At 38.4% G+C, this 24497-nt stretch carries 19 protein-coding genes and 1 pseudogene; 8 read left to right on the top strand and 12 right to left on the bottom strand.

Features of this window, described 5'->3' with window-relative positions; all coding sequences use genetic code 11:
* Positions 1–28: 28 nt before the first annotated feature.
* Complete coding sequence (locus ABIB40_RS09920; protein ID WP_354358533.1) at positions 29–790, bottom strand: hypothetical protein; 762 nt, start codon at positions 788–790, stop codon at positions 29–31.
* Between the two features lie 147 nt (positions 791–937).
* Between ABIB40_RS09920 and ABIB40_RS09915 the strand changes: the two genes are divergently transcribed.
* Positions 938–3139, top strand: coding sequence for a B12-binding domain-containing radical SAM protein (locus ABIB40_RS09915; RefSeq protein ID WP_354358531.1), 2202 nt, complete (start codon positions 938–940; stop codon positions 3137–3139).
* A 227-nt stretch (positions 3140–3366) separates the two neighbouring features.
* Here the strand turns inward: ABIB40_RS09915 and ABIB40_RS09910 are convergent, their stop codons facing one another.
* The 5 genes from ABIB40_RS09910 to ABIB40_RS09890 form a co-directional block, all read right to left on the bottom strand.
* A complete protein-coding gene (locus ABIB40_RS09910; RefSeq protein ID WP_354358529.1) occupies positions 3367–3687 on the bottom strand; it encodes a hypothetical protein in 321 nt (106 codons plus the stop codon).
* Between the two features lie 280 nt (positions 3688–3967).
* The gene (locus ABIB40_RS09905; protein ID WP_354358527.1) at positions 3968–4846 is read right to left on the bottom strand and encodes a hypothetical protein; all 879 of its coding nucleotides are present in this window, start codon (positions 4844–4846) and stop codon (positions 3968–3970) included.
* Between the two features lie 129 nt (positions 4847–4975).
* Positions 4976–5713 (bottom strand): (Fe-S)-binding protein, encoded by a 738-nt coding sequence (locus ABIB40_RS09900; protein ID WP_354358525.1) that lies wholly within the window; start codon positions 5711–5713, stop codon positions 4976–4978.
* Positions 5714–5737: 24 nt separating this feature from the next.
* Complete coding sequence (locus ABIB40_RS09895) at positions 5738–7042, bottom strand: MFS transporter (RefSeq protein ID WP_354358523.1); 1305 nt, start codon at positions 7040–7042, stop codon at positions 5738–5740.
* Between the two features lie 79 nt (positions 7043–7121).
* The gene (locus tag ABIB40_RS09890) at positions 7122–9014 is read right to left on the bottom strand and encodes a RecQ family ATP-dependent DNA helicase (protein WP_354358521.1); all 1893 of its coding nucleotides are present in this window, start codon (positions 9012–9014) and stop codon (positions 7122–7124) included.
* A gap of 74 nt (positions 9015–9088) precedes the next feature.
* Here ABIB40_RS09890 and ABIB40_RS09885 point away from each other — a divergent pair, with 74 nt between their 5' ends.
* Positions 9089–12316 (top strand): amidohydrolase family protein, encoded by a 3228-nt coding sequence (locus ABIB40_RS09885; RefSeq protein WP_354358519.1) that lies wholly within the window; start codon positions 9089–9091, stop codon positions 12314–12316.
* Positions 12317–12376: 60 nt separating this feature from the next.
* Positions 12377–13885 (top strand): GNAT family N-acetyltransferase, encoded by a 1509-nt coding sequence (locus ABIB40_RS09880; protein ID WP_354358517.1) that lies wholly within the window; start codon positions 12377–12379, stop codon positions 13883–13885.
* A 131-nt stretch (positions 13886–14016) separates the two neighbouring features.
* Here ABIB40_RS09880 and ABIB40_RS09875 read toward each other — a convergent pair whose 3' ends face one another.
* Positions 14017–14223, bottom strand: coding sequence for a hypothetical protein (locus ABIB40_RS09875; RefSeq protein ID WP_354358515.1), 207 nt, complete (start codon positions 14221–14223; stop codon positions 14017–14019).
* A gap of 129 nt (positions 14224–14352) precedes the next feature.
* Between ABIB40_RS09875 and queG the strand changes: the two genes are divergently transcribed.
* From queG to ABIB40_RS09850, 5 genes are all read left to right on the top strand, one after another.
* Positions 14353–15288 (top strand): tRNA epoxyqueuosine(34) reductase QueG, encoded by a 936-nt coding sequence (gene queG / locus ABIB40_RS09870; RefSeq protein WP_354358513.1) that lies wholly within the window; start codon positions 14353–14355, stop codon positions 15286–15288.
* Positions 15289–15797: 509 nt separating this feature from the next.
* A complete protein-coding gene (gene lysS, locus ABIB40_RS09865; RefSeq protein ID WP_354358511.1) occupies positions 15798–17519 on the top strand; it encodes a lysine--tRNA ligase in 1722 nt (573 codons plus the stop codon).
* A gap of 358 nt (positions 17520–17877) precedes the next feature.
* A complete protein-coding gene (locus tag ABIB40_RS09860; RefSeq protein WP_354358510.1) occupies positions 17878–19323 on the top strand; it encodes a TlpA family protein disulfide reductase in 1446 nt (481 codons plus the stop codon).
* Positions 19324–19447: 124 nt separating this feature from the next.
* On the top strand, positions 19448–20710 hold the full coding sequence (locus tag ABIB40_RS09855) for a TlpA family protein disulfide reductase (RefSeq protein WP_354358508.1): 1263 nt from the start codon (positions 19448–19450) through the stop codon (positions 20708–20710).
* Positions 20711–20843: 133 nt separating this feature from the next.
* Positions 20844–21053, top strand: a complete 210-nt coding sequence (locus ABIB40_RS09850; RefSeq protein ID WP_354358506.1) for a hypothetical protein — start codon at positions 20844–20846, stop codon at positions 21051–21053.
* A gap of 23 nt (positions 21054–21076) precedes the next feature.
* On the opposite strand, the gene ABIB40_RS09845 is transcribed toward ABIB40_RS09850, so the two are convergent.
* The 5 genes and pseudogenes from ABIB40_RS09845 to pyrF form a co-directional block, all read right to left on the bottom strand.
* Entirely contained in the window at positions 21077–21625 is a 549-nt protein-coding gene (locus ABIB40_RS09845) for a pyridoxamine 5'-phosphate oxidase family protein (RefSeq protein ID WP_354358504.1), read from the bottom strand.
* A gap of 88 nt (positions 21626–21713) precedes the next feature.
* Positions 21714–21932: a PspC domain-containing protein gene (locus ABIB40_RS20720; RefSeq protein WP_502931057.1), complete on the bottom strand. Its 219-nt coding sequence runs from the start codon at positions 21930–21932 to the stop codon at positions 21714–21716.
* 1 nt (position 21933) lies between these two features.
* Complete coding sequence (locus tag ABIB40_RS09840) at positions 21934–23322, bottom strand: DUF2851 family protein (RefSeq protein ID WP_354358502.1); 1389 nt, start codon at positions 23320–23322, stop codon at positions 21934–21936.
* A 52-nt stretch (positions 23323–23374) separates the two neighbouring features.
* Positions 23375–23557 (bottom strand): annotated as a pseudogene (locus tag ABIB40_RS09835) (EamA family transporter); the annotation flags it as partial.
* A 76-nt stretch (positions 23558–23633) separates the two neighbouring features.
* A complete protein-coding gene (pyrF, locus tag ABIB40_RS09830; RefSeq protein WP_354358500.1) occupies positions 23634–24467 on the bottom strand; it encodes an orotidine-5'-phosphate decarboxylase in 834 nt (277 codons plus the stop codon).
* Positions 24468–24497: the final 30 nt, after the last annotated feature.

Genomic DNA, 24497 nt, shown 5'->3' with positions numbered 1-24497 from the left:
GCATCAAAAATAATTGGCGCACAAACGACTACAAATAAACATCGGGCATAATTTCCCAAGCCCAAGGTTTCTTAAAGGTATCGAATGTTCGCATTTTACCAAACAAGAGGATCTCGCTGGTTTTTCGGTTTGCCAAATCACGTTGATAGAGATTACCCAAATTGGTAAACAATTGGCGGTTAATAAAATCAAAAATTCGTTCGGTAAAAGCACCGGTATTGTTGTTGTAATAGGAACTAATGGCATTTGTAAGCGTCCAACTGTTGTTTAAAAACTTAAACGTATAACCCATTTCCCAACGCCAAACACTTCCGCCTTTAAAGCGCAGATAAAGCTGTTCGTCTTTTATGGCCATTTGCTCAAAAGGTTCGCCCACCACGCCGCCTTCTTTTGCCCTTAGAATAAAATTATTATTCTGGACAGATAGTTGATATTGATTTGAATTCTTATCCCGAAAGAACATGGCCAAAATTCTGGGTTTCTGTTTTTCTCGAATGATTGCGGTATGGTTGTCGCCATAAACCCGTGTTTCATTTATTTCTTGGTTGGCCTCTAAAATAACGGTCAAATCATCTGTTCCGTCGTTGTTTAAATCGCCATAGGTTTTAGAGAAAAGATGCCATCCTGCTGGTACTGCCTGTTCAACAGCGCTTATCGCCGATGGGATTTTGGGGAAATGAAATGATTTTTGTGCAGTGGCAACATTTGTTAAAAACAAGAAAACTACCAAATATTTTAAACGCATAGGCAATAAAGGGGGTGCAGGATTATTTAACGGTTGTTTTGGCAATTAATTACAATTAATGCTTAGCCAATCTTATAAAAGACAAGTTAGAATGGCTTTTCTACCTTGGTTGTTATACATTTTATCAGAAACGACTGCGCTTTCCACTTAAATCCTTTAAAATATTTACTTTTGCTTATTCAACCTTAGCCTTTGAAATCAGACATTTTTGTAATCACGCCACCGTTTACCCAACTAAATACTCCGTATCCGGCTTCGGCATACATCAAAGGTTTTTTAAATACCAAAAAAATATCGTGCTACCAGGCAGATTTGGGAATAGAGGTTATTACAAAACTTTTCTCCAAAAATGGATTACGCGACATCTTCGTTGAAGCTGCGGAAAAAGTTACACCTGAATTGCCTAACATCTCTCGAATTTTTTCACTCAAAGAAGAGTATTTAAGAACAATAGATGGGGTGATAGCTTTTTTACAAGGTAAAAATCCAACATTGGCTATGCAGATCAGCAGTGGCGATTACTTGCCCGAAGCTTCGCGATTTGATCAGTTAGAAGAATTAGATTGGGCTTTTGGCAGCATGGGTGTTCAAGATAAAGCCAAACACTTAGCAACGCTTTATTTAGAAGACCTATCTGATTTTATGGTGGCTTGTGTAGACGAAAATTTTGGTTTTAGCAGGTATGCAGAACGACTAGGCCGCAGCGCCAATTCTTTTGATGAACTTTATGAAACGCTAGCTAAAAAACCCAGCTACATCGATGCCATTTCGCTCGATTTGATGGCAGAAAAAATCGAGAATACAACACCAAAATTGCTACTTATCTCTGTTCCCTTTCCTGGAAATCTGTACAGCGCTTTTCGCATTGCCAAATTTGTAAAGAAAAATTATCCGACTATTAAAATTTCCATGGGTGGCGGATTTCCAAATACAGAGTTACGCTCGTTGAGCGATACGCGTGTGTTTGAGTTTTTCGATTACATTACTTTGGATGATGGGGAGGTACCCATAGAACTTTTGCATAAAAATATTTGCAGCGACATACCCAAAGAAGCACAACTTTTTAAAAGAACATTTTTGTTAGAAAATGGCGAAGTAGTCTATCGAAATGATGCCTTTCAGGCTGATTACAAACATGCTGAGGTCGGTACGCCAGATTATAGCGATTTGCTGCTAGATGATTATATCTCTGTAATAGAAATGGTAAACCCCATGCACCGGATGTGGAGTGATGGGCGATGGAATAAGTTGACCATGGCGCATGGCTGTTACTGGGGAAAATGTACTTTTTGCGACATCTCGCTCGACTACATCAAAAATTACCAGCCAGTAGCGGCAAGCATGATTGTGGATAGAATGGAAGAGCTGGCTACAAATACTGGGCAAAATGGCTTCCATTTTGTAGATGAAGCTGCGCCGCCAGCATTGATGCGAGAAGTAGCACTAGAAATATTAAGAAGAAAAACTTCTGTAACCTGGTGGGCTAACATCAGGTTTGAGAAAAGCTTTACTGCAGACCTTTGTTTTCTGCTAAAATCGGCAGGTTGCATTGCCGTTTCTGGCGGTTTAGAAGTGGCCTCAGATAGACTGCTTAAGTTGATAGATAAGGGAGTAACTGTAGCACAAGTAGCCCAAGTAACTAGAAATTTTACCGAAGCTGGCATCATGGTACATGCTTATTTAATGTACGGTTATCCAAGCCAAACCATTCAAGAAACGGTAGATAGCTTAGAAATGGTGCGGCAAATGTTTGAAACCGGTGTATTGCAATCCGGGTTTTGGCACCAATTTGCCATGACCGCGCATAGCCCAGTTGGCATGTATCCAGAAAAATTTGGGGTGGTTAAAGAGACAGAAACTGTTGGAACTTTCGCCAATAACGACATAAATTATGTAGATAAAACGGGTATCGACCATAATAAGTTTAGTCATGGTTTAAAAAAATCCTTGTTTAACTATATGCATGGAATTTGTTTCGATTTCGAGTTGCAAGAATGGTTCGACTTTAAAATTCCGAAAACAAAAATCCAATCAAACTTTATAGAAGATGCCTTGGTAGATGAGCACCTCTTTAACATCAAGGCAAGTGCAAAGGTTGTTTGGATTTCGGCGAAGGCCGCTCTAACATTTTCTCAAAAATCGAAGAAGGGAAAAACCTGGGAAATGTCCTCGCTTACTTTTCACACCAAAAAAGAAACCATCAGCATCCAAACGAATCGCAACCAAGGGATTTGGTTGGCGCAAATGCTAAATCGCGTATCCGTAGGAAATGAGAAAATATATACTTTCGGAGAATTAAAACAAAATTTCGAAGAACAGCTTGAAAATTTTGAGCTTTTCTGGTTTTCAAAGCCGATTAATATCTTAAGAAAAAACGGTTTGTTGGTACTTTAAAAAGTCCTAAAATTTTAAAACGGCTATTCATCAAAAGAGAAAGCTCAACAATAAGATTAAGTGTACTGATGTCTTATTTGCTTTGATATGTATTGAGCATGCACCGACTTTATTGATGAAAAAAAAAGACTAGTCCAATTACATATTTAATCATTAATGATGTCTAGCGGGTTAAGATGAATGTATATCCCTTAATAAAGGGAAACCATCTTGAAGTTTTTTGAGGTTTAAGAGGCTTTTAATAATTTTTCGATTCTAAGCAACCTATCTTCTAAGCTTTCGAGATGCTTTACACGGTCTTCAAGCAATGACATCTTTTCCATCCATTTTTCGATATTTCCTAATTTCTCAAAGAATTTCTCGTTGAATCTTTGTTGTTGGTCCCATCGCTTAACGGAAACAGCCATAAACTCACGTAATATTTCGTTGGTTTCATTAATCTTTTCGGCAGTTCCTTTGATCCTCTCGTTGGTTTCTTTTATTCCCGCCGTAGTTTCATCCTGCTTAATCAGCATCTCAGCGATTACCTCTATAATGTCCTTGTCCATTTTGGTAAGTTATAATTATTTGAATAAATTAATGTGGAGCAGAACCGTTTCCATAATTCAAATTTAATAAACATTCACTTACTGAGTGAATGTTTTGACTGAAATTAAAAATCAACATAAACGTTTATCTTGATTTGTATAAGGTTATACCATAGAATAGTATAATTACGATTAAAAGAAAAGACCTTGAAATGAGTTCAGGGTGATTTCTAGCATACTGGTTGTAACGAACACACCTGGGTACAACTAAACTACCAAAACCTATACGAGCCAATAGCCGTTAATTCCCCCTTCTGCCCTGCCCGCCACCAAATCTGTTTCTATAGCCCGCCATTACTGCCTTCTGCTTAGTTTCGTAATCTTGCTGGGTAATTAAGGTAGCTCTTTTGGGTGCGGTAACATCAGAAGATGCAACATGTCTGTAATCTATACTCTTCGCAATAGTAGTGGAGCCTTTACCTATAATGGCAAGTACAGCGCCTTGTGTCCACATAGAAGGGTTTGGAGAAAAATCGAAGCCTAAATCATCTGTGTACCAAATCTGGGTTTCTTCTACTATTTCTCGCTCTCTCCCCAAAATATCCATTTTTCTGGTAAATTTCACAAGCACTTGCTTACACTTAAAACCAATAATTTCTTTAGTAGAATCGGTTTTAATCACCTCTATTTTTGGTGCGACAGGAGTTTTGACCGCTCCAGTATCTTTTTGGTTTCTACCGCTCGTTCTTCCTCCAAAAAGCATGGGCGATAAATTTAACTTGCTTTGCATGTAGTAGGTGGTATCACTTAAATCGAAAACTTCGGTTAGTTTTTTATCAGGGAAAGTATAATAATATTCTCTGCTACCTGCGCCACCACCAAATCTGCTCATCATTCGGGCAAAACCGCCGCCACCGCCTCCCCCATTACTGTCTTCGGTTTCTTGCACGCCCATATAACTTGCCTGTGTCGGGGTAAAAAGCAACTCGAATGGAGACGTACTTTTAGATGGGATTCTTGCCATCATCTCTGGCGATAGCTGGATACCGTTGCCAGTCATCACCGCAGAAGGATCAATAGTTGTTTCAAATTCTATAGCTCCAGAAGTTTTTTTCTTTTGGGCATTTGCATCTACATTAAGCAAAGCGATGGCAAAAAATGCCAAAATGATTTTTTTCATTTTATTAATATTTCCTCTTAGATAACAAAATGGGGTATTGGTTTAATTTGTTTTTACCAACTAGCAAATTTTCTTTTTATTCGCAAGCTTTAGGTTATCGATTACAAAGTTCAAGAAAAACAGATGGAACTAATATTCTGTACTTTCTAACCAGCCATTTGTAAGTACATCTGCAATGTGCATGGTTTTTATCTGAATATGATTTTTATCGATATAACTTTGCAAATGCATTAAGCAAGATATATCTGCAGAAATGATGTAATCTGCTTTTTGATCCAGTGCATTATTTATTTTTTGCTCGGCCATAGCCGATGATATGGCATCGAATTTTACAGCAAAAGTACCGCCGAAACCACAGCAAGTATCGGTATCTGCCATTTCTAACATTTCAAGTCCGTGCACTTTAGACAGCAGTTGGCGGGGTTCGTCTTTAATTTTACATTCTCTTAAAGCGCTACAGGCATCGTGGTAAACGGCCTTTCCCTCCAGTTCTGCGCCAAAATAATCTCGCTTAGCAATGTGGATGAGAAATTCAGAAAGTTCGAAAATATTTCCCTGTAAAGTTCTACAGGTATTATGGTCCATCGTGTTGGTAAACAAATCGTTAAAACCACTTTTTACCATGCCAACGCATGATGAAGATGGAGCAACGACATACCCTGATTCTTTAAAATCATTTAAAAATTTTGCACCAACTTCTTTTGCATCTTCCCAAAAACCTGCATTATAGGCCGGTTGCCCACAACAAGTTTGTTTTGGATTGTATTGAACACTGCAGCCAGCTTTCTCCAACAACTTTATAGTGTTAAATGCGGTATCTGGATACAATTGATCTACAAAACAAGGAATAAATAAAGTTACATTCATCAACAAATTCTTAAAGCCGCTAAATTAGGCATTCGCTATTGCTTTCTTTTCAATTTTATGTAAGATGAATAAAAAAATCATACCTATGATAAAAAATCCTGCCAAAGCAAAGATAGAATAGCGAATATTTCCGGTTACTTCTTCTATATACGCAAAACTGAATAAGCCGATAACGATTGCTAATTTCTCGGTCACATCATAAAAACTAAAAAAGGAAGTGGTATCGTTGCTATCACTTGGCAAAAACTTTGAGTAAGTTGATCGAGAGAGCGATTGAATTCCGCCCATCACCAATCCAACAACCGCAGCAAGTGCATAGAATTGATATTCGTTTTGGATGTAATATCCTCCAACACAAACCCCAATCCAAATAATTACTACAAAAATCAACACTTTAACATTCCCCATTTTAGTAGATAAGCGAGACATTAACATAGAACCTGGAATGGCAACCAACTGAATAATTAAAATAATGGCAATCAGTTTTGCGGTACCTAATTTTAGCGTTTTTTCTGCAAAACCAGCCGCGGCCAACATAATGGTTTGCACGCCCATAGAATAGAAAAAAAACGAGGTTAAAAAATATTTCAACCTCGGCATCTGCTTCAATTTAAGCCAAACTTTTTTCAATTCCCTAAACCCTTCCTCGATGATATTTTTATCGCTTACGTACGTTTTTTTCTCTGAGGGAAGGTTGGCGAATGGAATTTGAGCAAAACCAATCCACCAGATTCCCACCAGCAAAAACGATATGCGTGCAGGTAAAGAGGCATCGGAAATGCCAAACCACTCTGGCTTAAGCACAAATAAAAAGCAAATGAGCTGTAAAAGCACAGACCCAACATAACCGTACGAAAACCCTTGCGCGCTAACCCTATCTTGTTGATCTTCTGTAGCTATTTGTGGTAAATAAGAATTGTTAAAAAGCACGCCGCCAATGTAACCCATTGCTGCAAGCATAAAACAAATAATTCCAGTTTCTAGCGTCTCTAGTTTAAAGAAAAACAATCCGGCACATGCAATACCGCCCATATAGGTAAAAAATTTCATAAAGAATTTTTTGTTCCCACGATTATCTGCAATTGAACTTAACACGGGCAGCGCTATTACCATTACCAAGTATGCAAAACTGAGTGCATAATTACTTAGCGCTGTATTTGTAAAAGTATGACCGAAAAAAGAAACCTTATCGCCAAATTCTTTAGTAGTGGTAATAATGGTATAGTAGGCGGGGAAAATGGTAGAAGTAATAACCAAATTGTAGGCAGAGTTTGCCCAATCGAAAAAGGCCCAAGAGCGGATTGTTTTCTTATTGTTTTTTTCTATCATGTAATGCTTTGGTTGGTCTGCTTAGTTTGGTACTATAAATTATTGGCGAAGAAGCTTGGTCGCAAACTTATTTCAGTCGTTAAATGTAATATTTTTTACCGTCGCTTTTAATTTTGCCAGCATCCATAAGTTCACGTAAAATTTTAAGTTTGTCTTTTTCGGTCCCTACTTTAATGCTCAATAAAAGATCTGGTAAGGTTAGGCTGTTGGTTTGTAAAAGCTGCATCAATTCAAAAATTATAGTGTCGCTTGTTTCCGCCTCAAATGCTGCACGTTTTTCTGCAAGGCAAACATCGCAAACGCCGCATTTCTTTGCAGATTGATCATCAAAATAGCTAAGCAATTGCATGTTTCTACAAATGTTGGTGCTAGCGTAATTAACCACTGCCTCAATTTGCTTATGTATGATTTCTTTTCTCAGCCCGAGGTATTTTACATCGAGATCAAAATGTTGCACATCTCGCCTAGGTATTAGAAATTGTAACTGCGGCTGATCTGTTTGCGGCAGGTAAGACAGCACTTCTTGTTGCTGCAGGTTGGTTAACATATTTACCACATCGTTAAAAGAAAGTTTTGTACGTTGCGCCAAATCACTTTCTTTAATCTTTATGTAACCATCAAAAGAACCGCCATAAGACCTTAAAATGGTTTTTATCAACGTATCATAGCCCCTATTTTCAATTTGAAAACGATAAACTTCCTCGTGTGCAATGGTAAACATCACCCTCGATGGTAAAAAAACACTTTCAGACAGTGTAATGTAGCCATCGTGTTCTAAAAATTTTAAAGCAGTAATTGTTTTTAAAACACTGAGGTTAAACTTTTTACAGAAATCTGCTAGATCGAATAACAAACTGAGCATTTCGCCAGCGCCAACGGCCAATTGAAAATAATTTCCCAAATACTGGTAAGTTTGTCGCACTTCATCAGCCGACGGAAAATTGTTTAGATAACGGGCGTTCAGATTTAAAATATCGCTACGATTTGCCAACAAAACCGCATAAGCTTTTCGTTCATCTCGGCCTGCTCTACCTGCTTCTTGATAGTAGGCTTCTAAACTCTCGGGCAAATCTAAATGCACCACAAACCTAACATTTGCCTTGTCTATGCCCATGCCAAAAGCATTGGTTGCCACCATAATTCTGCACCTGTTGCTTTTCCAATCTTCTTGTTTCTTAAACCTCAAATCTCGTTCTAAACCGGCATTGTAAAAATCGGCCTTGATATGGTTTCGATTTAAAAAATTAGCTACTTCTGCTGTTTCCCTCCTATTACGCACATAAACCAAACCAGTACCTGCCACATTTTTGCAAACCTCTAATAGCTTTTGATACTTGTCTTCCTGATCGAACACAGAATAGCTTAAATTCTCTCTAGCGAAACTTTTTACAAAAATCTTTGGATTTTTCAGCGTTAACTTTTCACAAATATCCGTGCGAACCCTATTGGTTGCGGTTGCGGTTAAGGCTAAAATGGGCACTTCGGGATGGATTTCTCTCAATTTTGACAGCATCAAATAGGGTGGCCGAAAATCATAGCCCCATTGAGAGATGCAATGTGCTTCGTCTATGGCGAACAGGTTTACCGTCATATAAGAAATCCGCGTTTGAACCAGCTCAGAAAGTAGCCGCTCTGGCGAGAGGTAGAGAAATTTTATATCTCCGTAAATACAGTTATCCAACAAAATATCTATTTCTCTTTTGCCCATGCCTGCGTAGATCGCGATGGCATTAATGCCTTTTGAAGTTAAGTTTTCTACCTGATCCTTCATTAGGGCAATAAGCGGCGAAACGACAATACAAATGCCCTTCATGGCCATTGCAGGAACTTGGAAACAAATTGATTTTCCGCCACCTGTAGGCAGCAGCGCAAGGGCATCATCTCCGGCCATTACAGCAGAAATAATCTCCTCTTGCAGCGGCCTAAATGATGAGTGCCCCCAATACTTTTGTAAAATATCTACTGTTGTCATAAATCAACGATACCAAAACTATAAAAAAACGCTTTGATATTGTTAAATTGCGCGTTAATTTTTAAAATCCGAGAATGAAAAAAATCTACTTTCTTTTGTTTCTGGTCTCCTTTTCATTGTGTGTTAATGCACAAGATAAAAAATGGGATGTAGAAAAATACATGGGCCCAACCAAAAATTTCAGTATTTCTACGGATGAAGGTACTTGGATGGATTTGGATGTAAGCCCTGATGGCAAGGAAATTGCATTTGATTTGCTCGGCGATATTTATGTGATGCCAATTACTGGCGGCCCTGCTAAAGCAATCAGCAGCGGTATCGCTTGGGATGTTCAACCTCGTTTTAGCCCCGATGGCAAGTTTATTTCTTACACAAGCGATAAGGCAGGAGGTGACAACATTTGGATTATGAACCGAGATGGTTCTGGAAAAAAACAAATTACCAAAGAAACTTTTAGGTTGCTAAACAATGCCACTTGGATGCCCAACAGCGAGTACTTGGTGGCGCGTAAACATTATACCGGCACCAGAAGTTTGGGCGCCGGCGAGATGTGGATGTATAGCCTAAATGGTGGCGACGGTATTCAGTTAACAAAAAGAAAAAACGACCAGCAAGACGCGGGCGAACCTAACGTATCGCCAGATGGGAAATACCTTTATTTTAGTAAGGATGTTTCGCAGGGGCCAAGTTTTGAATATAATAAAGACCCCAATAAAACCATTTATGCCATTCGCCAATTGGATTTGAAAACCGGCGAACTTAAAAACTTTATAGATGAGCAAGGTGGTTCTGCAAGGCCGCAAGTATCGCCAGACGGAACTTTAATTGCTTTTGTAAAGCGCGTAAGGCTAAAATCTGTGCTATTTGTGCAGAATGTAAAAACCGGCGAGGAATGGCCTGTTTACGACGAACTATCTCACGACCAACAAGAAACTTGGGCCATTTTTGGTGTATACCCAAATTTTGCTTGGATGCCAGATAGCAAGTCTATTGTATTCTATGCAAAAGGAAAAATTAGAAAAGCAGACGTAAACACCTTGCAAAACGAAGAAATTCCTTTTCAAGTTACCAGCAACCAGACCGTGCAACAGTCGTTACATTTTGATCAAAAAGTATTTAGCAAAGATGTGCAGGCAAAAATGCTTCGTCAGCTTACTACCTCGCCAGATGGTAAATTGATAGTATTTAATGCCATGGGCTACCTCTATAAACAAGTGATGCCCGATGGTAAGCCAGAAAGGTTAACAACTGGTTTAGACTGGGAATTTGAACCTAGTTTTAGTGCCGATGGAAATTTTGTGGTTTTTACCACTTGGAATGATGAGTTACGAGGAGCTGTTAAGAAAATAGAGTTAAAGACTGGTACTGTAACTGCCCTAAGCGACGAAAAAGGATTTTACTACTCCCCTAAATTTTCTAACAAGGGCGATAAAGTAGTGTTTAGGAAAGGAAGTGGCAACGAGGTATTGGGATATAATTTTGGCAGGGGAACAGGAATTTACATGGTTTCTGCAAACGGCGGTACTAAAACATTAATTACCGAGAATGGCATTAGGCCTCAATTTAACCAAGACGATAGCCGGATATTTTTCCAAAGTTATCAAGATGGCAAAAAGGCATTAAAAAGCATAGATCTTTCTGGCGCAAATGAGCGCACATTGTTCACCTCAAAATATGCCAATCAGTTTGTGATTAGTCCCGACAATAAATGGCTTGCTTTTAATGAACTGTTTAACGTGTACATCACCCCGATGGTAATTACTGGAACTGCACAAGATGCTTCGGCAGACAATAAGTCTATCCCAGTGGCAAAGGTAACCACTGATGGAGGAACTTATATCCACTGGAGTTCAGACAGCAAAAACTTACATTGGACGTTAGGATCCAGGTATTTTACCATAGATGCAAAAAGTGCTTTCAATTTTGATGGAGGCGGCCAAAAATCAGAGGCGATTTCTACAGAAATAAGCCTAACGGTACCCGCCGACGTGCCAGTAGGAAAAATAGCATTGAAAGGCGCTCGAATCATCACAATGAAAGGTGATGAAGTGATAGAAAATGGAACAATCCTTGTCGATGCCAATAAAATTGTAGCTATTGGAAAGGCGGATGCAGTAACCATTCCAGAAGATGCCAAGGTTATTGATGTAAGCGGAAAAACCATTATGCCTGGCATAGTTGATGTACATGCACATTTAAAAACCAGTCCAGATGGCATAACCCCACAAACTGATTGGAGCTACTTGGCCAATCTTGCTTTTGGGGTCACCACTTCGCACGATCCATCTAGCAACACAGAAATGGTTTTCAGTCAGAGCGAAATGCTTAAAGCGGGTCGTTTATTAGGGCCTAGAGTGTATTCCACGGGTTCTATTTTATATGGTGCCGATGGCGATTTTAAAGTTGTGATTAATAGTTTAGATGATGCTTTGGCAAATCTCAAAAGGCTTAAAGCAGTTGGCGCATTTTCGGTAAAATCTTACAACCAACCACGACGAGAACAGCGGCAACAAATTTTAGAAGCTGCACGGCAGTTAAAAATGGAAGTAGTGCCAGAGGGAGGATCTACGTTTTTCACCAACATGAATATGATTGCAGATGGACATACAGGTATTGAGCACGCTATACCAGTAACACCCATTTACAAAGATGTGGTAAGTTTTTGGAACAATACCAAGGTTGCCTACACGCCAACATTAATTGTAGCGTATGGCGGGCAATGGGGCGAAAATTATTGGTACGATAGAACCAATGTGTGGGAAAACGAAAGATTACTTTCTTTTACGCCCCGATCTATTGTAGATGCTCGATCTAGACGCAGAACCACCTCAGAGTATGGAGATTATCACCACATAGACGTGTCTAAGGCGGTAAAGAAAATTGCCGATGGCGGAACAAAAATAAATTTGGGTGCCCATGGTCAGCTGCAAGGACTTGGCGCACATTGGGAGCTTTGGATGTTGGTACAAGGAGGAATGAGTTCGTTGGAAGCCATAAGGTCTGCTACTATAAATGGTGCAAGTTATTTGGGGATGGATAAAGAGATTGGCTCATTAGAAACAGGCAAGCTTGCAGACTTGGTTGTTATGGACGCAAACCCGTTGAGCGACATCAGAAATTCTGAAAAGATAAAATATGTAATGATCAACGGCCGCCTTTATGATAGCCTTACCATGAATGAAGTTGCTCCTGTCGAGAAACTACGTGGAAAACTATGGTTCGAGAATGCAAGGGGAAGCGGTTTTGTTATTCCTGGAACCAACTCAGAAACTTGGACATATACCGTCCCAGAATGTGATTAACAATAAAAAGAGCTCGTTTAATTTTATAAAGACCTGGATTTTAGTAACAGTAAAAAAAATATGAATATAGAGATAAGAAAGTTAACACTAGATGACTACGGCGATTTAAGAGAATCGATGCTACAAGCTTATGATACCCTTGGTGGCCAAGTTTGGAGTAAGAATAACATAGCAAAATTATTAAAGATCTTTCCAGAGGGGCAGCTTTGCATCGCAGTTGATGATAAAGTTGTTGCTTGTGCACTTACCATCATTGTAGATTATGATGAGTATGGAGATAGACACACCTATAAACTGATTACGGGAGATTTTTCTTTTTCTACCCACGATGCGACCGGCGATACGCTTTATGGAATAGAGGTTTTTGTACACCCTGATTTTCGCGGATTAAGACTTGGCAGAAGGTTGTATGAAGCCAGAAAAGAACTTTGCGAAACTTTAAATTTGAAAAGTATTATTGCTGGGGGCAGAATTCCAGGTTATCATGAACATGCCGAAACATTAACCCCAAGGCAATACATTGATAAGGTTAAGGCGAAAGAAATTTACGACCCAACGCTAACTTTCCAAATTTCGAACGATTTTCATGTACGTAAGGTGCTTAAAAACTACCTTCCGGGCGATCATGAATCAAAGGACTTCGCCACACTTATAGAATGGAACAACATTTATTATCAAGGAATTGATGCATCTGCACGTTCTGCAATGAACATTAGGTTGGGTTTGGTGCAGTGGCAAATGCGTTTGTTTCCAGACATGGAAACTTTTTACGAACAAGTAGAGTTTTTTGTGGATGCGGTAAGCGGATATCAGTCAGACTTTATCCTCTTTCCCGAGTTGTTTAATACTCCACTCCTACAACCCTATAATCATTTGCCAGAAATTGAGGCCATGCGTAAGCTTGCCGAAAAAACGCAAGAGATTGTAGATAAGATGCACGAATATGCATTAAGTTATAATGTAAACATTATTTCTGGCAGCATGCCGCTGTTGCGCGATGGAAAATTGTATAATGCAACCTATTTATGCCATAGAACGGGAAAAATAGATGAATTTTGCAAGATCCACATTACCCCGAACGAGCAAAAATATTACGGCATGGTGGGCGGCGATAAAGTTAAGGTTTTTGATACCGATTGCGGCAAAGTAGGCATATTGATTTGTTATGATGTAGAATTCCCAGAGCTGAGTAGAATTTACGCAGAGCAAGGCATGCAAATTCTATTTGTTCCATTTTTAACCGACACGCAAAATGGCTACACCAGGGTAAGGCATTGTGCCCAAGCTAGAGCGATAGAAAATGAATGCTATGTGGCTATTGCAGGATGCGTAGGTAACCTACCCAAAGTAAACAACATGGACATCCAGTTTGCACAATCGGCGGTTTTCACACCGTCTGATTTTGCTTTTCCAACAAATGCGGTAAAAGCAGAAACTACACCGAACACAGAAATGATGCTTGTGGTAGATGTCGACCTCCATTTGTTGGACGAATTACACCACTACGGCACAGTAAGGATTTTAAAGGACAGAAGAACAGACCTTTATGAAGTAAAATTATTAAAGTAGTTTTTTTAACCACAAAGACCACGGAGCTTTTCACAAAGCACACGAAGAATTGTTTATCTTTCTCTTTGTGTCCTCTGTGCCTTTTCCTTGTGCTCTTTGTGGTTTTTTTGGTTTTTTTATAAAAAAATATTCTATTTTCTCATCAAAAACCAATATACCAGCAGCGCAATTACAAGTATTGGAATAACCCACATCATTGCTTTGCTAGCCCCGTTTTTATCTTTCTCGGTTATCGCTGGTTTTCCAGGCCCGGGATCTGCTTTATGATCTTCGTAGCTGGTTTCAATTGGTTTCGAAGGTTCTTGCCCCTCTATGTGTTCAGGATTTATATTTTCCATTTGATTAAGTTTTAGAAAAAATATGTTTAAAATGTTGTTTTAAACAAGGTTTGTAAAAGTTTGTTTTGAAATAGTTAACAACAAATGGCTTAGAAATGTTTTACAATTTAAGCGCTATCTTTGCATCAAATGCACAGCCTTTTAAAAAAACACAGCGATTTTATTAAGGAAGAAGCCACAAAATTGGGCTTTATGCAATGTGGTATTGCAAAGGCTGGCTTTTTAGAGGAAGAAGCTCCGCGATTGGAAAAGTGGCTTTCAAATGGTCGTCATGGGCAAATGAGCTATATGGAAAACTATTTCGATAAGCGATTAGATCCGCGTTTGTTGGTAGATGGAGCCAAATCTGTAATATCGCTATCCCTAAACTATTTTCCCGAAAAGCAACAACAAGATCCTAGCGCAGCAAAAATTTCTAAATATGCCTACGGCGAAGATTATCATTATGTCATTAAGGAAAAACTAAAACTATTGCTGCAAGCTATACAAGAAAACATTGGCGAAGTCGGTGGTAGAGCTTTTGTAGATTCGGCTCCAGTTTTAGATCGGGCATGGGCAAAAAAGGCTGGTTTAGGCTGGGTGGGGAAAAATGCAAATATCATCAGCAAACAAAGCGGCTCTTTTTTCTTTTTAGCAGAGCTGATTGTAGATTTAGAACTAGATTATGATGTTCCTTTCGCTACAGATTACTGCGGCACCTGCACTAAATGTATAGACGCCTGCCCGACCGAGGCGATTATCGCACCTCAAACCATAGACAGCAGCAAATGTATATCGTATTTAACGATAGAACTTAAAAATCAAATCCCCACACAGTTTAAAGGACAAATGGAAAACTGGGCATTTGGATGTGATATTTGTCAGGATGTTTGCCCATGGAATAGATTTTCTAAACCACATACCGAAGATAGATTTAATGCGCAGCACGGTTTGTTAGAATTATCTGCGCAAGACCTTACAGAGATAACCGAAGATGTTTTTAAAAAGGTTTTTAAAGATTCGCCAGTTAAACGCACCAAGTTTGCAGGTTTAAAACGGAATGTAGATTTTTTAAAGGAGGAATAGTTTTTTTACACGATCCGTCACGATAGGAGACATCTCACATTTTAGGAAAAGGCAACATGCATAACATTGCTTGTGAGATGTTTCGCGGCGCTCAACATGACGACCGTACGAGAGCCCGGCGCTACCCCTAATGTCATTAACTTAAGGATAAACCAATAAAATGGTGTCATCCAGAGCTTCCCGAATGGTCGGGACAGGTAGTCGAAGGACAACCATTTTATTGGTTTTTGGATTTTTTTAAGGTCTTCGACAGGCTCTGACGGACAAACGATTTCTTTAAGTTAATGACATTGCCCCAACCCCTCCACCACGCACGTCCTGCTGACAAAGGAAGCATCTCACATACTATGTCCAACACGTGATAAAAACCGATTTGTGAGATGTTTTCCCGAAGTGCAAATCGGGACAGGCGCGCGCTCAACATAACGATTCCTTAGCGGATTCTATTTTTCCAATTTTCTAATTTAACATTCAAAAATGATTAGTTTTGCAAAAAACTACCATTCAACATGAGTACAGGATTATCAGAACAAGAAATTTTACGTAGAGATTCTTTAAAGCAACTTCGCGAACTAGGCATTAACCCCTACCCTGCAGAACTTTTTGATGTAGATACCTTTGCAGCAGATATACATACCAATTACGAGAAAGATAAAACTGCCTATAAAACGGTAAAAATGGCTGGCAGAATTATGTCGCGCCGAATTATGGGTAATGCCTCTTTTGCAGAAATTCAAGATTCTTCTGGCAGAATTCAACTCTATATAAAACGTGATGACCTTTGTCCTGATGAAGATAAGACCTTATACAACACCGTATTTAAAAAACTTTTAGATCTTGGCGACTTCATCGGAATAACCGGTTATGTATTTACCACCCAAACCGGCGAAATATCTGTCCATGTAACATCCTTAACTATCTTGGCAAAAGCCTTAAAACCTTTGCCAGTTGTAAAACGCGATGAAGATGGAAACATTTACGATGGCTTTACAGACCCAGAAATGCGCTATAGAATGCGCTATGTAGATCTGACTGTAAATCCTGATTTTAAAGATATTTTCATCAAGCGTAGCAAGGTAATTAATACCATGCGCAACTATTTTGATAGCCAAGGTTGGATGGAAGTAGAAACGCCAATATTGCAACCTATACACGGTGGCGCGGCCGCCCGACCATTCGCTACGCATCACAATACGTTAGATATGCCGTTATTTTTACGCATAGCCAACGAATTATACCTAAAAAGACTCATTGTAGCAGGCTTTGATGGAGTCTATGAGTTTGGCAAAATGTTCCGCAATGAAGGCATGGACAGAACACATAATCCAGAATATACGGCCATGGAAATTTATGTGGCCTACAAAGACTATATCTGGATGATGGCCATGGTTGAGGAATGCTTGGAGAAAGTGGCGATTGCTACAAATGGCTCGGCTGTAGTTAAAGTGGGCAAAAACGAAATCAATTTCGAAGGGCCTTATGAAAAGTTGACCATGTACCAATCTATCGAGAAATACACTGGCATTAATGTTTCGAAAATGACGGAAGAGGAATTGCTAAAAACTTGCAAAGACTTAGCTATCGAAACAAATACTACAATGGGTCGTGGGAAATTGATTGATGAGATTTTTAGTGAAAAGGTAGAAGCAAACCTCATACAACCCACCTACATTACAGATTATCCTGTAGAAATGACGCCTTTGGCAAAAATGCATCGTACCGAAGAAGGATTGGTAGAACGTTTCGAACTTTTTGTAAATGGAAAAGAAATTGCCAATGCTTACTCAGAGTTAAACGATCCGATCGACCAAAAAGAAAGGCTGGTAGGACAATTAAAACTAGCAGACAGAGGCGATGATGAAGCCATGGCGATGGATGAAGATTTTTTAAGAGCTTTAGAATATGGAATGCCCCCAACATCTGGACTTGGAGTAGGAATTGACAGATTGGTGATGCTGATGACCAACCAAAGCACCATACAAGAAGTTTTGTTCTTCCCACAAATGCGGCCAGAGAAAAAAATAAAAGTAACTACCGACGAAGATTTTATAAAAGTTGGCGTTGCTGCAGAATGGGTGCAAGTGTTGCGTAAAATGAACATCAACACCATTGAAGAATTGAAAGCAGCAAATCCCAATAAAGTATTTAACGACTTGGGCGGAATGCGCAAAAAATTAAAACTAGAGCTTACCATGCCATCGAAAGAAGAAGTGATGAATTGGTTCTCTTAACATAAGCATAACAAAAACTTAAAAGGCTTGGCGATAATTATTGCCAAGCCTTTTTTTATTTCTATTAAAAAAAAAACCAATTGTAGCTAAAACCTTCTGATTAGCTTACTATTACGCTAAAGAAAAAAGACGCATTCGAGCAAAAAACCTTAGGAGAAACACTAAATTTTCATTAACTTAGTTTTTAGTCTTCTGTAGATGAGATTGGGCTGACGCTGATTTGAAAACGTTGCCGGCGAAGGCTTCGATAAAAACAACTTTAGCTTCCTTGGCTAATAAGCAATAAAACAACCAAGGCAATAATGAGCAATCTTTGTTTTTAAATCAATTAAAACAATACTTAACTAAGTTTTCTACAATGAACAGCATCCTTAAAAATTTACTGGTTTTACTCTTATTTCCATCAGTTGTTTTAGCCCAAAACTCAATTGTAATCAAAGTTACCGACCACACGAAAAATAGATTCAAATTAAACTTTACTATAACACCAAAATTATTTCAATCAGAAGTACAAACCAATATCAAAGTTTCTAAGATTGAGATTTTAAATGACAGCATCTATAGAGTCGTTATTGATAGCTTAGATAAACAAATTTTAGCAATCTTAAACGTACCAGAAGGCAGGAGCCGGCAGGTCTTATTAACTACAGGAGATAGATTAAGCGTTAACATAAAGAGCACTAAAAATGTTGACTATGAGCAAATAAAATTTTACGGCAAACACGCAGAAAATTACAACTATATTTTAAAACTTCATCAAAGAGAGAATTTAAAAAACATGCTGGCTGTTGTTGGAACCTCAATTAGCCAAGATCAATTAATTAAAAATATTGAGGACAATTATACTGCCGAGGCAAATAAGATATATAATTATTGCAAAAACTTTAAAAACCCCCTACTAAACGAGATTTTAATAGAAGAGGAGAAAAGCCAGCAATATTTTCTTCTCAATAGTGGTTTAAATGCACTGATCAAAAAAAAGATAAGTATCAGTAAAACAGATATTTTAAATCACTATTTCAGAAAATCTTTCAAAAACACACATTCGCTTTTAATGCGTTCAAGGAGATACACCTATGGTATGATTCAGGCAGTTAATGCTTTATATAAATTGTATCAAGCTAATGAAAGTGACTATTTTAAAGATAAGACCTTTTTGATAAATAACTATTTTAGAGGAGTTCTCAGAGAATACTTGCTGAGCAATATGTTCTACATCAAAGTAACGAATAGTTTAGCCGTAAATGAGGAAAACGAAAACCATGTTAAGAATTGGATAAATAGCATTGGGACAACTTTAAAAGATCCTGAATATTACTTTTTTGCTAGCGTTGCGTATGATAATTTCACTAAACTGAACAAGCCTTTCCCAAAAGAGATTCTAAACAATGTGCTGCAAGCGGCTGATGGCACTAAAACGACATTGGGCGAACTCCTTAGTAAATACAAGGGAAAAAAAATTGTTATAGACAATTGGGCAAGTTGGTGCGGCCCATGCAAAGATGCAATGAGGGAGAGTAAAACCGAAGTTGAAAATTTCGAGAAAAATGGCGTCCAATTTATTTACCTAGCTTTGGATAGAGAGAAGGCTTATGACGCAATGAAGTCTGTAGCTCAGGAATATGGAATTATGGATGACGCCTACCGCGTAGATGGTGATTTCTCATCGCTATATGCCAAATATTTAAGGATCAACTCCATTCCTAGATATTTGATATTGAACAAAGAGGGAGCTATCAAAAGCTTTAACGCTCCACGGCCAGTTAATCCACTCATGATTAAAGAAATAGAGTCTGTAAAATAATGTGGCCAAAATATTGAATAACTGGACAACCAATCTACAATGATGGAGGTATTGAGTAGCACTTTTTTTAACCAAAACATAATACTATATGAAAAATCTTTTTAAGACCTTATCCTTGCTGCTTTTGACTGGCTTCAATTCGTCAGTTAATGCCCAACAAATTGATGTCGGTCTATCTGTCAATGGAAATTTAGAAGAATTTTCAGCAACCAAGAAGATTATTGACACCACCATTTACGAGGATATCCCCTTTCATAAATTTAATAAATGGTCCCTTAGAATAACCTCTTATAATGCCATGCAAGCAATCTATGAACATGTACTCGAGGGGAAATCGACGATGGCAGGTTATAAAGCATTCGTTGCGAGGTACAGGGCAGATACGAGTTTTGTGCTCAAAAAAAAAATACCTCGGAACAACATTTATATATTAACTGGAATTGATGCGGAGGGAAAGAAGCATGTCATTGTAGATGCGAACAATAACCGAAATTTCGATGATGATAAGGAATACTTGTTTGATCTGAATTCAGACGAAAAACTATATCCAATCATACCAATCAGGATAGATTATTTTGATGGGCAGCAGCTTCGAGGGACTACGGTAGAGATGAAGCTCGACCCATATAGGGCCTTTTTTGTTGACGCTGAATATTCCGTGGATAATCCCAAGATACTTGATGTATGCTTAATTAAGCTCTTACCAGTGTTAAAGGGTGAAATCCAACTCGGCAACAAAACCTATTCACTTGCAGTATTAGGATATGACTCTCTCTACAAGGGATCGAAGTATAATGTTCAGGTAACCGTGAGCGGAAGTTCCTATCGGTACAGTTCGACAGATACCATTGATCTGGGAGCCCGCCGTTATAAAATCGGGAAGTTTGGTGCTAATCACCTAGAAATGAAATTTGTGGGAGTTAAGGCTTCGTCTGGTGCGGAGGTAAATACGATAGCCCCAAGTTTTGACGGATTTGATCTATTGAGCGGTAAAGAAATTAAGTTGGACAATTTCAAGGGTAAGTACACCCTCATTGATTTTTGGGGATCATGGTGCGCTCCGTGTATAGCATTAATCCCCGAGTTAAAAAAAGCATACGCAGAATATAAATCAAAGGTGAACTTTATTAGTATTGCCTTTGATAAAGAATCAGACAAAGCAAAACTTATATCCATTATAAAGGAAAACAAAATGACATGGAACCATCTTTTTGACCGCAGAGATGGCAAGGAAAAAAGCTTGGCTGAATTATATAAAGTACAAGAATTTCCTACAACATTATTGATTGATCCTAGTGGAAAGGTAGTTGCCCGATCGGTTGCTGCAAAAGGGTTGAAAGAAATACTTACTTATTTGAGTGAACACAATGGTAAGATGAATCAATAGAATTAATAGTCAATCCTCCTTCGGGATAGTGAGCTTGGATTTAAATTAACATAACCATAACAAAAACTTAAAAGGCTTGGCGATAATTATTGCCAAGCCTTTTTTACTTTTACTGAAAATAAATTTTGTTGATATGGAAACTTCCTATTTAGAAATAACCGATAAAGAATATTGCATCAAACTGAACAAAGAAACCTTCGACCTTTCTCTTGTACGAAATCTTATAAAAAGAATACAAGCCGAAAGTTTCTTTTTTGACAAAAAGCTCACGTTCGACGACGATTCATTTAAAAGCAATAGAAGAGAAGATGTAGAAGGCTACGATTACCTAGAAGATAAATAGCTAAATTTTTCTCGAACAACTTTTTACAAACCTAAATTGCCTTCTACGCTATCATCCATGGTTTTACCAATAACTGCCGATGCAGCCATTTTTAAAAATGCAATTGTGTTACCATGTTTGTTGTCCCAGTAATATCCTTCTGAGGGAACTACTTTAATAAGCGAAATATTTGGATCATCTTTTCCGCCCTGAAACCAGGTTTTGATCAAGGGATTCCAAATCTTATCAATTTTTGCCTGATCTCTGCTTATTTCTGCAATTCCATAAATATTTACGAAGCCAGCATGTGCAGATGCCTGAAACATGAGGTTTGTAAAAGGATCTGCCTCAATTTCTTTATTTTTATTGCTATCCTTCATACTCATAAACCAAATGTTGCCCTCATCATCTATTTGCTGAATGGCCATAGGACGAACAGAAATTGGTATTCCTGTTTTAATGTTGGTGCAGAAAAAACAAGTTTCGGCTTCCTCTGCTAAATCTCGTAATTTTTCAACAGCCACCTTGCCACTTAAATCTTTAATGTTTTCTTCTTGAGAATTGTTGGTACTTCCCTCTTGCGATGTTTTCATTTGCTAATTTCTTTTAATCAATAGAAATACACCTCGAACTAATTTTAGTTTTAGACTAACTAGAAAAGAAAGATATAACAGAAAGAAATTACTCGAAAACCCTGAGCCTCATGCGCCGCATATAGTGCCGAATATCTAGTACAACTGCAGCTAAAAAATAGAACAAGATCGGAAATCCCACAGCTAAAAAGGAAGAATAGATAAAAAACAACCGAACCTTTGCCGTACTCATGTCAAACTTGTTTGCCAGATAAGTAGAGACGCCAAAACTTTGTTTTTCGAAATAAGTGACTATCTTTTGAAACATGCTATGTTTGCTTTAAAATTTTAATCCCGATACCACAAAGTAAGCATTTTTTTTCCTCGCAGTATGTTTTTTTTAATTGAATGGCGCCTTGCGACGCAAAAGCGTGCTCTAATTGCACTCCTGCATTTATAAACGAAGTAGTGATCGCATTATTTTCTGCCGGCAATTGTTCTAATAATTTAATTGCCCTATGCACATAAGCACCTGTATCAGTATACTTTCCGTAAGCAAACAAAAAAAGTGCCACGGTATTTAACAAAACATTATCTATCGATGAACGACCAATTTGTGTGCTAACGGCAACAGCTTCTTTCTTAAAATGGTAATGGGTTTTCCAATAAGGATTTACAGGCAGACCCTCAAATAACGTGCGCAATGCTGTTGGGTCTTTAATGTTTAATATCTTAGAAAAAAGGTGGTTCGTCTTTAAAATAAGGGCTGCAAATTGTGCAAGCCTAATGGTTGGGAAATTTTGTGGCCGCATGCGCATAAACTTCCAAATGCCTGGCTGCAGGGGCGCCAAATTGTATTTCTTTTTTAAAAATTCAAATTCTCTTTTCAGCTTTTGTGGATATTCTTCTGTAAAGATGTCGTTTAAGAAACCGGCAGTGCCAAAAACCAACGCTTCAATCTGCAGCGGATTTTCTTTGTGCTTGGCATAAATTTGTTGAGGCAGCGATTTAGCAAAGAGTTCGAACGGAAGTGCATTTACTTTAAAGCCAAAATTCCCCGCAAGAGAATGATAAAATGCTTCGTCCCAATTGCCGTTTAATTGTGCAAGAGATTTGCTTAACAGTTCTGCTTTTTGTTCGAACCGTTCTATTACCGTGCGCGATAAAAAGGCATCTACAATGAATTTATCAATCGATCCTATTTGCGCTGAACATGGAAAAGAGTTTAGATTTAAACACAAATCGGCATAACGCTCTATCAAACTTGGCGCAATGCGGCCTTTCAGCTCCAAAACGGGCAACAATGTTCCGTCTTTTCGTTCTATTTCTGCATCGTGCTCAAAAACTACATGCAGAATAACATTGTCATAAGCTGGGTCAATCTGATGGTTATGCCTCAACCAATCTGAAGATTTAAGGTGAATTTCTATATTTCCTACCCAAATGGTATCTGCAATCTGAATTTTCCCCTGACTAAAATCGGGCCCAGAATGTTGGTTCAATAAGCCAACATTTAAAATAGAAAGCGGGGTTTCGTCGGTACAACGCAAGTTGCTAAAATCAAAAGACTTAAAGCGCCAAACGTAATGTAAAAATTCTTCTGGAAAACCCATACCTTGAAGGTAGTATTTTTTTATGAGATGCGAGATTAAGAAAGGTAAAAGGTTGAGGGCGGAAGGTGTAAGGTCGTGATGGCAACGCTTTTCGCATAACTTCATCCATAGTTTAAGTGAAAGTTTTCAGCTACCCATGACTTTCTCTCACAGAATGTTAAGTGATTGCCTTCTTTTTATAATTGGTAATCATCACTCCTGCAACAATAAGAATGGTGGCGAAAACAAGGTCTAAATTCACCTTTTCATTCAATACCAGCCATCCCAAAAAAATAGCGATAACCGTATTAAAATAAGTTAGGATAGAAACTTCTGAGGCCGAAACGTGCTTTAGGGCATAGTGATAACAAAAACATTTACAGTCGCCTTCATTATAATTTAGATTAAGCTATTGGCAGGACAAACATTTGTGTTGGTTAACCAACGAGCCCTCGTTTTATTAAAATTTGCTCCATCTCCAGTTGAATTTCAAGTGCAGCTTCTCTTGCTTTCTCGGCAAAATCTTCGCCTTTACTGGCGTAAATTATTCCGCGAGATGAATTTACCAACAACCCACATTGGTCGTTTAGGCCGTATTTACAAACGTCTTGCAAACTACCTCCCTGCGCGCCAACGCCTGGCACAAGTAAAAAATGCTTGGGAATAATCTTTCTTACCTCTTCAAAAAGCTTTCCTCTGGTAGCGCCAACTACGTACATCAATTGCTCATCACTTCCCCAAGCAAGAGAACTTTTAAGCACCATCTCGAAAAGTTTTTCTTCTCCAATTTGTTGTAATTGAAAGTCTTTATGTCCTTCGTTAGAGGTTAGCGCAAGGAGTATTACCCATTTGTTTTTAAAGTTTAAAAAAGGCAAAACAGAATCACTTCCCATATATGGCGCAACAGTTACCGCGTCGAAATCCATCGGCGAAGCACCTCCATTAAAAAAAGTCTGGGCATATTTTGTCGAGGTATTGCCAATATCGCCGCGCTTTGCATCTGCTATGGTAAAAATTTCATCCGGAATAAGCTTACATGTTTCGATCAGGGCTTCCCAACCGGGCAAGCCACAACACTCATAAAAAGCCGTATTTGGCTTATAGGCAATGCAAACATCGGCTGTGGCTGCTATAATCTGCTTGTTAAATTCTAAAATTGGATTGTTATAACGAAGCAGGTGTTTTGGTATTTTATCTAGATCAGGATCCAAGCCAACGCAAAGAAAGCTGCGTTTTAATTTGATTTGGGCGAAAAGCTGTTGTTTGGTCATTTGCTAGGTATTAGCTGCAAATATCAAAAA

This window comes from Pedobacter sp. UYP30, assembly GCF_040547165.1.
In the GTDB taxonomy this organism is placed as follows: Bacteria; Bacteroidota; Bacteroidia; order Sphingobacteriales; family Sphingobacteriaceae; genus Pedobacter.
The sequence above is the reverse complement of the archived record's forward strand: the minus strand, read 5'-3'. Positions and strand labels throughout refer to the sequence as shown.

Bases quoted from the DNA above. Each gene is read 5' to 3' on its own strand.
- ABIB40_RS09880 (WP_354358517.1), top strand. From the start codon at position 12,377: ATGAATATAGAGATAAGAAAGTTAACACTAGATGACTACGGCGATTTA.
- lysS (WP_354358511.1), top strand. From the start codon at position 15,798: ATGAGTACAGGATTATCAGAACAAGAAATTTTACGTAGAGATTCTTTA.
- ABIB40_RS20720 (WP_502931057.1), bottom strand. From the start codon at position 21,932: ATGTTTCAAAAGATAGTCACTTATTTCGAAAAACAAAGTTTTGGCGTC.
- ABIB40_RS09910 (WP_354358529.1), bottom strand. From the start codon at position 3,687: ATGGACAAGGACATTATAGAGGTAATCGCTGAGATGCTGATTAAGCAG.
- ABIB40_RS09900 (WP_354358525.1), bottom strand. From the start codon at position 5,713: ATGAATGTAACTTTATTTATTCCTTGTTTTGTAGATCAATTGTATCCA.
- ABIB40_RS09905 (WP_354358527.1), bottom strand. From the start codon at position 4,846: ATGAAAAAAATCATTTTGGCATTTTTTGCCATCGCTTTGCTTAATGTA.
- pyrF (WP_354358500.1), bottom strand. From the start codon at position 24,467: ATGACCAAACAACAGCTTTTCGCCCAAATCAAATTAAAACGCAGCTTT.
- queG (WP_354358513.1), top strand. From the start codon at position 14,353: ATGCACAGCCTTTTAAAAAAACACAGCGATTTTATTAAGGAAGAAGCC.
- ABIB40_RS09850 (WP_354358506.1), top strand. From the start codon at position 20,844: ATGGAAACTTCCTATTTAGAAATAACCGATAAAGAATATTGCATCAAA.
- ABIB40_RS09860 (WP_354358510.1), top strand. From the start codon at position 17,878: ATGAACAGCATCCTTAAAAATTTACTGGTTTTACTCTTATTTCCATCA.
- ABIB40_RS09885 (WP_354358519.1), top strand. From the start codon at position 9,089: ATGAAAAAAATCTACTTTCTTTTGTTTCTGGTCTCCTTTTCATTGTGT.
- ABIB40_RS09875 (WP_354358515.1), bottom strand. From the start codon at position 14,223: ATGGAAAATATAAATCCTGAACACATAGAGGGGCAAGAACCTTCGAAA.
- ABIB40_RS09895 (WP_354358523.1), bottom strand. From the start codon at position 7,042: ATGATAGAAAAAAACAATAAGAAAACAATCCGCTCTTGGGCCTTTTTC.
- ABIB40_RS09840 (WP_354358502.1), bottom strand. From the start codon at position 23,322: ATGAAGTTATGCGAAAAGCGTTGCCATCACGACCTTACACCTTCCGCC.
- ABIB40_RS09845 (WP_354358504.1), bottom strand. From the start codon at position 21,625: ATGAAAACATCGCAAGAGGGAAGTACCAACAATTCTCAAGAAGAAAAC.
- ABIB40_RS09890 (WP_354358521.1), bottom strand. From the start codon at position 9,014: ATGACAACAGTAGATATTTTACAAAAGTATTGGGGGCACTCATCATTT.